Below are 7052 nucleotides of genomic sequence, written 5' to 3' on the forward strand. Positions count from 1 at the left end.
ACATAGGGGCCACTGGTGAACTGTTCCGACTCCGGCGCGGAGTACGCCTGTGAGTGGACCTCGGTCGCACCGGTCGGAATCGGCACGTCGGCCGCGGGCCCGGAATCGATGCCGGGATCGGCCTTGGCGACCTCTTCGGTGTTCTCCTCGGGTGCGGAGTGCCTGCCGCGCTCCTGCTCCGGTTCTTCCGATCCCGGAGAGTCCGGCCCTGGGGGATTCGGCCCGCTCATCTACGCCTATCCTTCTCGACTGCATCACCGGCGCAGCCTCGTCCTGCCTCACGCGGCTGTCTTCGCCTCGGCAACACTAACGCAACCCCGTGGAGAGGACGGATGGCGCGGCGCGGGTCGGGGATCAAGTGACGCCCGGATTGTGACCTTGATCCCGGGCGGTGGCTCCGCACCTGCGGCCGGTCAGTGCTTCTCGGGGCCCCAGTGGTACTCGAAGACGAGTCCGGCCGCCGACACCAGCACGAAGACCACGCCGGCGACGAGCAACCAGGGCAGCCACAGCGCGGTGCCAACGGCGGCCGTCGAGAACGACAGGGCGATCAGGATCGGCCACCAGCTGTGAGGAGCGTAGAAGCCGAGCTCGCCGGCGCCGTCGCTGATCTCGGCGTCCTCGTAGTCCTCGGGGCGGGTGTCGAGACGACGCGCCACGAATCGGAAGAAGGTGCCGGTGATCAGGGTCAGGCCCGTGGTCAGCACCAGCGCGGTGGTACCCGCCCACTCGACGCCGCCGTTGGCGAACATGGCGGTGAGCACGCCGTACACCACCGCCGACAGCGCGAAGAACGCGGTGAGGAACTCGAACAGCCTGGCTTCGATGTGCATGGGTTGTCCTACCTCGTCGCCTGGGGCGCCATCTGCCCGCGTCGGGATTCGAACGGCTTGGTGGTGACGGCGGTGGGCGCCTGGTTGATCGCGATGAGCGCCTCGGCGTTCGTTCGGCCCGCGCTGCGCTGCTGCAGGTAGGCCTTAAAGTCGTTGGGCTCGACGACCCGCAGCTCGAAGTTCATCATCGAGTGGTAGGTACCGCACATCTCGGTGCAGCGGCCAACGAATGCGCCCGTCTCCTTAATCTCGGTGATCTGGAACGTGTTGTCGGAGTTGTTGGCCTGTGGGTTGGGCATCACATCACGCTTGAACAGAAACTCCGGCACCCAGAAACCGTGGATCACATCGGCCGAGGCGATCTGGAATTCGACGCGCTTGCCTTTCGGCAGCACCAGGATCGGAATTTCTTCGGAGGTGCCCAGCGTCTCGACCTTGTCGAAGTTCAGGTAGGTGCGGTCCTCGGGGTTCTTGCCGGCGATCGCGCCTTGCTCGGGGCCGTGCGAGCCCTCTTCCCCGACCTCGCCGGCGGCGCCCGGCGCCGACGCCATGGCCTCTTTGCGCGCGGGGTCCGCGCCGTCATAGGTGAAGGAGCCGTCGGTGAAGGCCACCTTCTGGTAGCCGAACTTCCAGTTCCACTGGAAGGCGGTGACGTCGATGACGACCTCGGGGTTGGGTTCCTCGTGCAACATCCGCTCCTGGACGACCACGGTGAAGTAGAACAGCACCGAGATGATGAGGAACGGCACCACGGTCAGCACCAGTTCCAGCGGCATGTTGTAGCCGAACTGGCGGGGCAGTTCGGTGTCGGTGTCCTTCTTGCGGTGGAAGGCGCTGGCCCAGAAGATCAGGGCCCACACGATGACACCGACGACCAGCGAGGCGATCACCGAACCGATCCACAGCTCACGGTTGAGTTGAGCCTCGGGAGTGATGCCGTTCGGCCAGCCCAGACCGAGCACCTCAGACCAGCTGCAACCGGTCAGCATCAGCGATGTCGCACCCAGGATCAATGCCAAAGCCGCTGTCCGTGCCACCACCTTCGGCCTGCGAGGTGTCACGTCGGCGCCTCCTAGAAGTCGATGAAGCCAGGCGAATACTACGCAGCGTAGACCACGCCCACCGGGGGAGGCGAAGCGACTCGGGAATGACGCATACTGGCGCGGTGTGCGGACTGCTGGCGCTGCTGTGTGACCCGTCTGAAGAGGTCTCCCCCGCACTGGTCGAGGCGGTGTCGGGGGCATCGCACCTCATGCGGCACCGCGGACCGGACGAGCCGGGAACGTGGTCCGACCGCGACGTGGTGCTGGGGTTCAACCGGCTGTCGATCATCGACATCGCGCACAGCCACCAGCCGCTGCGCTGGGGTCCCGCCGAGTCGCCGGACCGCTATGTGCTGGTGTTCAACGGCGAGATCTACAACTACCTGGAGTTGCGCGAGGCGCTGCGGTCCGAGCACGGCGCGCAGTTCCACACCGACGGGGACGGCGAGGCCATCATCGCCGCCTACCACCACTGGGGCACGGCGGCGCTGTCCCGGCTGCGCGGCATGTTCGCGTTCGCGCTGTGGGACACCGTGGAGCGGGAGTTGCTCTGCGCCCGCGACCCGTTCGGCATCAAGCCGCTGTTCGTCGCCACCGGCCCCGGCGGCACCGCGGTCGCCAGCGAGAAGAAGTGCCTGACCGAGCTCGCCGAGCCGCTGGGCTTCGACATGTCGCTCGACGAACGGGCCGTCCAGCACTACACCGTGCTGCAGTACGTGCCCGAGCCCGAGACGCTGCACCGCGGGGTGCGCCGGCTGGAGTCCGGCAGCTACCTGCGCCTGCGGCCGGGCGGCACGCCGGAGGTGGCGCGGTACTTCACGCCGCGGTTCGCCGCTGTGCCGTTCGCGGCCGGTTCCGGGCCCGGAGGTGAGCAGGCCCGCTACGACGAGATCACCGCGGTGCTCGAGGATTCGGTGGCGAAGCACATGCGCGCCGACGTGACCGTCGGGGCGTTCCTCTCGGGCGGTATCGACTCCACCGCCATCGCGGCGCTGGCCATGCGCCACAACCCCCGGCTGATCACCTTCACCACCGGGTTCGAGCGCGAAGGCTTCTCCGAGGTCGACGTGGCGGTCGCGTCGGCCGAGGCGATCGGCGCCCGGCACGTCACCAAGGTGGTCAGCCAGGCGGAGTTCGTCGAGGCGCTGCCCGAGATCGTCTGGTATCTCGACGAACCGGTGGCCGATCCGGCGCTCGTGCCGCTGTTCTTCATCGCGCGCGAGGCGCGTAAACACGTCAAGGTGGTGCTGTCCGGCGAGGGTGCCGACGAGTTGTTCGGCGGTTACACCATCTACCGGGAGCCGTTGTCACTCAAGCCTTTCAACTATCTGCCCCGTCCCGTACGACGGTCGCTGGGCCGGGCTTCCCGACCGCTGCCGGACGGGATGCGCGGCAAGAGCCTGCTGCACCGCGGTTCTCTCACCCTCGAGGAGCGCTACTACGGCAACGCCCGCAGCTTCTCCGACGCACAACTCCGCGCCGTGCTGCCGGGTTTCCGCCCGGAGTGGACCCACACCGATGTCACCGCGCCGATCTACGCCTCCTCGGCCGGCTGGGATCCGGTGGCCCGCATGCAGCACATCGACCTGTTCACCTGGCTACGCGGCGACATCCTGGTCAAGGCCGACAAGATGACGATGGCCAACTCGCTCGAACTGCGGGTGCCGTTCCTCGACCCCGAGGTGTTCGCCGTCGCCGCCCGGCTGCCACTCGACCAGAAGATCACCAGGGCGACCACGAAGTTCGCACTGCGTCGCGCGTTGGAATCGGTGATCCCGCCGCACGTGCTGAACCGGCCGAAGCTCGGGTTCCCGGTGCCGATCCGGCACTGGCTGCGCGCCGGGGAACTGCTCGACTGGGCGTATGCGACGGTGGCGTCGTCACAGGCCGACGGCCTCGTCGACCTCGCGGCCGTTCGCCGGATGCTCGACGAACACCGCGACGGCACAACGGATCACAGCCGACGACTGTGGACGGTGCTGATCTTCATGCTGTGGCATGCGATCTTCGTCGAGGGCAGCGTCACCCCGCGAATCAGTGAGCCGCACTACCCGGTGCAGCTCTAGCCGAGCGCCTCTTCAGGCTCTGTCGGCGCCGAGCGCCTCTTCAGGCTCTGTCGGCGCCGAGCGCCTCGGCGATCTCCGCGCCGGCCTCCGCGCCGTAGGCGTCCGCGAGGCGAGCGATGCCCGCGTCCTTGGCCCACGTCCATTCCTGCGGCCCTGGCGCCTCGAGCACCAGCGTGGCCACCAGCGAAGCCAGCTGCGCCGACCGCTCCAGGCTCAGGCCGGCGGACCGCCCGGTGAGGAAGCCGGCGCGGAACGCGTCGCCGATGCCGGTCGGGTCGTCGCGGTGCGTCTCGGGCACCACGTCGACGTGGATGAAGGTGCCGTCGCGCCCGACGATGTCGACGCCCTTCTCCCCCAGCGTGGTGATGCGCAGCTGGATCTGCTTCATCACCTCCGCCTCCGACCAGCCGGACTTCTGCAGCAGCAGGTCCCACTCGTAGTCGTTGGTGAACAGGTAGGTCGCCCCGTCGATCAGCGCACGGATCTCGTCGCCCGACAGCCGGGCCAGCTGCTGGCTGGGGTCCGCGGCGAACGCCAGTCCCAGCGTGCGGCACTCCTCGGTCAGCTGGAACATCGCCGCCGGGTCGTTGGCGCCGATGATGACAAGGTCGGGCTTGCCGGCCCTCTCCACCACGTCGGCGAGCTTGATGTTGCTCGACTCCGACATGGCGCCGGGGTAGAACGACGCCAGCTGCGCCATGTCCTCGTCGGTGGTGCAGACGAATCGCGCGGTGTACGCGGTCTCCGACACCAGCACGTTGTCGCAGTTCACCCCGTGCGAGGTCAGCCAGTTGCGGTAGTCGTCGAAGTCCTTGCCCACTGCCCCGACCAGGGTCGGCGAACCGCCCAGCAGGCCCATCGCGTACGCCATGTTCCCGGCGACGCCGCCCCGGTGGATGACCAGGTCGTCGACCAGGAAGCTCAGCGAGACCTTCTGCAGGTGTTCGGCGAGCAGTTGCTCGGCGAACTTCCCCGGGAAGCGCATCAGATGGTCGGTCGCGATCGATCCCGTCACCGCAATGGTCACGAAGCGTCACCCTTCATTCGTTAACTTGGCTATCTAAGTCTAGCGAGCCGCTCGGCCCGGCTGGCACGCACCGAGGTGCGCTAACCTGCGTACCAGGTGCCCGCCCGGTCACTGTAGACAGGCAAGCCCATTCCACACCCCGGAGCGTCTCTTTTCATGGCTGGTCCCCACCAGTACCCGGAATCCTTTCCCCAGCACCCCCAGGGTCCACACCCGCAGCAGCACCAGCATCCGTATCGGCCGGAGCCGCAGCAGGAGGCGCCCGCATTGCCGTATCCGGAGAATGTGCCGTCGGCCTATCCCGGCATGCTGCCCCCGCCGGTGCAGTACCCGAAGCGGCGGCGGCCGTGGCGGGCGGTGCTCGCCGCGGCGGTCGGCCTGCTGGTCGTCATCGCGGTGGTGGTTGGTGTCGTGCTGGCCACCCGGGGTGGCGACGACGCCGACCAGGGCGCGCTGACCCCGGCGACCGCGCAGGCCGCCATCCAGGACTACCTCGATGCGCTCGCCGACGGTGACGACGAGACGGTCGCGCGCCACACCCTGTGCGGGCTGTTCGACGGCATCAAGCAACGCCGGAGTGACCTAGCGCTGGCCGGCCTGGCCGGCGACGCGTTCCGCAAGCAGTTCGACCGCGCCGAGGTGAGTTCGATCGACACCATCGTGCCGCTGTCGAACTACCAGGCGCAGGTGCTGTTCACGATGCGGGTGACGCCCGCGGGCGGGCCGCGGCGCGGCGGATCGCAGCAGGAGGAGGACGAACAGGCCGTCGCGCAGGTGCTCGAACGCGGCGACGACGTGTTCGTCTGCTCCTACCTGTTACGCAGTGGCGGGCAGTACTGACCCCGGTCGGGACCGGTCAGTTGAAGGAGTCACCGCACGCGCACGAACCCGTGGCGTTCGGATTGTCGATCGTGAAGCCCTGCTTCTCGATGGTGTCGACGAAGTCGATGGTGGCGCCCTGGATGTACGGGGCGCTCATCCGGTCCACCGTCAGCGACACGCCGCCGAAATCGGTGGTCAGGTCTCCGTCGAGGGTCCGGTCGTCGAAGAACAGGTTGTAACGCAGGCCCGCGCAGCCACCTGGCTGCACCGCTATGCGCAGCGCCAGATCGTCGCGGCCCTCCTGGTCGAGCAGCGCCTTCGCCTTGGAGGCCGCGGCATCGGTCAATACCGCACCGTGGGTTGCGGTGGCGGTCGCCGACTCGTCCTGAACAGTCATTGCTCTCCCTTTGCATCCCTGAGCGTGGTCTGTGGTGGTGTGCCCCGTCTGACGGAGGTCCACACAGTCAACGGTACCTTGTTCCGCCGCTATTCCCGACTTATCCCCAGGTCGTCGGGTCACCGTTGACAGGAAGTACCCTGGCAGGCGTGAAGCTGCTCGGCCGGAAGAAAGACACCGACGTCACCCCTGCGGTCTCCGAGGACGCCGGCACCCCGCCCGCCGACGGCGGCCTCTCGGACACCCAGCCCAGGACCACCGCGCCCAAGGGCAGGCCGACACCGAAGCGCGACGCCGGCAGGCGCCGCGGCCCGGTGGCTCCTGCTCCGCTGACCGCGGCCGAGGCTCGGCGCCGCCGCAAGGAGATGCGCGGCCCCAAGCTCAGCCGCGAGGAACGCAAGGTCGAGAAGCTGCAGCGGCGCTCGCAGATGTCCGAGCGGCGCGAGCGGATGATGGCGGGCGAGGACGCCTACCTGCTACCCCGCGACAAGGGGCCGGTGCGCCGCTACGTGCGCGACGTCGTCGACTCCCGCCGCAACGTGCTCGGGTTGTTCATGCCCGCGGCGCTCGCGCTCATCTTCGTCATGCTCTCGATACCCGCTCCCGCGGTCCAGCAGGTCGTCTCCTACGTGATGATGGGGCTGGTGCTGGTGATGGTGCTCGACGGCGTGCTGCTGGGCCGCAAGGTCAACCGGCTGGCCGACGAGAAATTCGCAGGCAACACCGAGACGGGCTGGAAGCTCGGGTTCTACGCGGCCAGCCGCGCCTCCCAGCTGCGCCGGATGCGCGCGCCCCGGCCGCAGGTCGCCCGCGGCGCCGACGTCGCCTGACCAGGACGCGGTGCGCATCCTGGTGCTCGGCGGT

7 protein-coding genes and 1 pseudogene are annotated in these 7052 nt (G+C 68.3%); 3 read left to right on the top strand and 5 right to left on the bottom strand.

The features are described from left to right. From Q2100_RS28330 to ctaC, 3 genes and pseudogenes are all read right to left on the bottom strand, one after another. Positions 1-230, bottom strand: a pseudogene (locus Q2100_RS28330) (hypothetical protein); the annotation flags it as partial. A 183-nt stretch (positions 231-413) separates the two neighbouring features. Then, complete coding sequence (locus Q2100_RS28335) at positions 414-833, bottom strand: cytochrome c oxidase subunit 4 (protein WP_302916718.1); 420 nt, start codon at positions 831-833, stop codon at positions 414-416. Between the two features lie 8 nt (positions 834-841). Then, on the bottom strand, positions 842-1894 hold the full coding sequence (gene ctaC, locus Q2100_RS28340; RefSeq protein ID WP_302916719.1) for an aa3-type cytochrome oxidase subunit II: 1053 nt from the start codon (positions 1892-1894) through the stop codon (positions 842-844). A gap of 104 nt (positions 1895-1998) precedes the next feature. Here ctaC and asnB point away from each other — a divergent pair, with 104 nt between their 5' ends. Further along, positions 1999-3942 carry an asparagine synthase (glutamine-hydrolyzing) gene (gene asnB / locus Q2100_RS28345; protein WP_302916722.1) on the top strand — a complete coding sequence of 648 codons (1944 nt, stop codon included), beginning with the start codon at positions 1999-2001 and terminating at the stop codon, positions 3940-3942. 40 nt (positions 3943-3982) lie between these two features. Here asnB and Q2100_RS28350 read toward each other — a convergent pair whose 3' ends face one another. After that, positions 3983-4969 carry a carbohydrate kinase family protein gene (locus Q2100_RS28350; RefSeq protein WP_302916720.1) on the bottom strand — a complete coding sequence of 329 codons (987 nt, stop codon included), beginning with the start codon at positions 4967-4969 and terminating at the stop codon, positions 3983-3985. A gap of 156 nt (positions 4970-5125) precedes the next feature. Here Q2100_RS28350 and Q2100_RS28355 point away from each other — a divergent pair, with 156 nt between their 5' ends. Further along, complete coding sequence (locus Q2100_RS28355) at positions 5126-5809, top strand: Rv0361 family membrane protein (protein ID WP_264010578.1); 684 nt, start codon at positions 5126-5128, stop codon at positions 5807-5809. 16 nt (positions 5810-5825) lie between these two features. On the opposite strand, the gene Q2100_RS28360 is transcribed toward Q2100_RS28355, so the two are convergent. Then, positions 5826-6188, bottom strand: coding sequence for a HesB/IscA family protein (locus Q2100_RS28360; RefSeq protein ID WP_264010577.1), 363 nt, complete (start codon positions 6186-6188; stop codon positions 5826-5828). A gap of 149 nt (positions 6189-6337) precedes the next feature. Here Q2100_RS28360 and Q2100_RS28365 point away from each other — a divergent pair, with 149 nt between their 5' ends. Then, positions 6338-7018 carry a DUF3043 domain-containing protein gene (locus Q2100_RS28365; protein ID WP_302916721.1) on the top strand — a complete coding sequence of 227 codons (681 nt, stop codon included), beginning with the start codon at positions 6338-6340 and terminating at the stop codon, positions 7016-7018. Positions 7019-7052: the final 34 nt, after the last annotated feature.

This window comes from Mycolicibacterium arseniciresistens, assembly GCF_030519285.1.
Taxonomy (GTDB): domain Bacteria; phylum Actinomycetota; class Actinomycetes; order Mycobacteriales; family Mycobacteriaceae; genus Mycobacterium; species Mycobacterium arseniciresistens.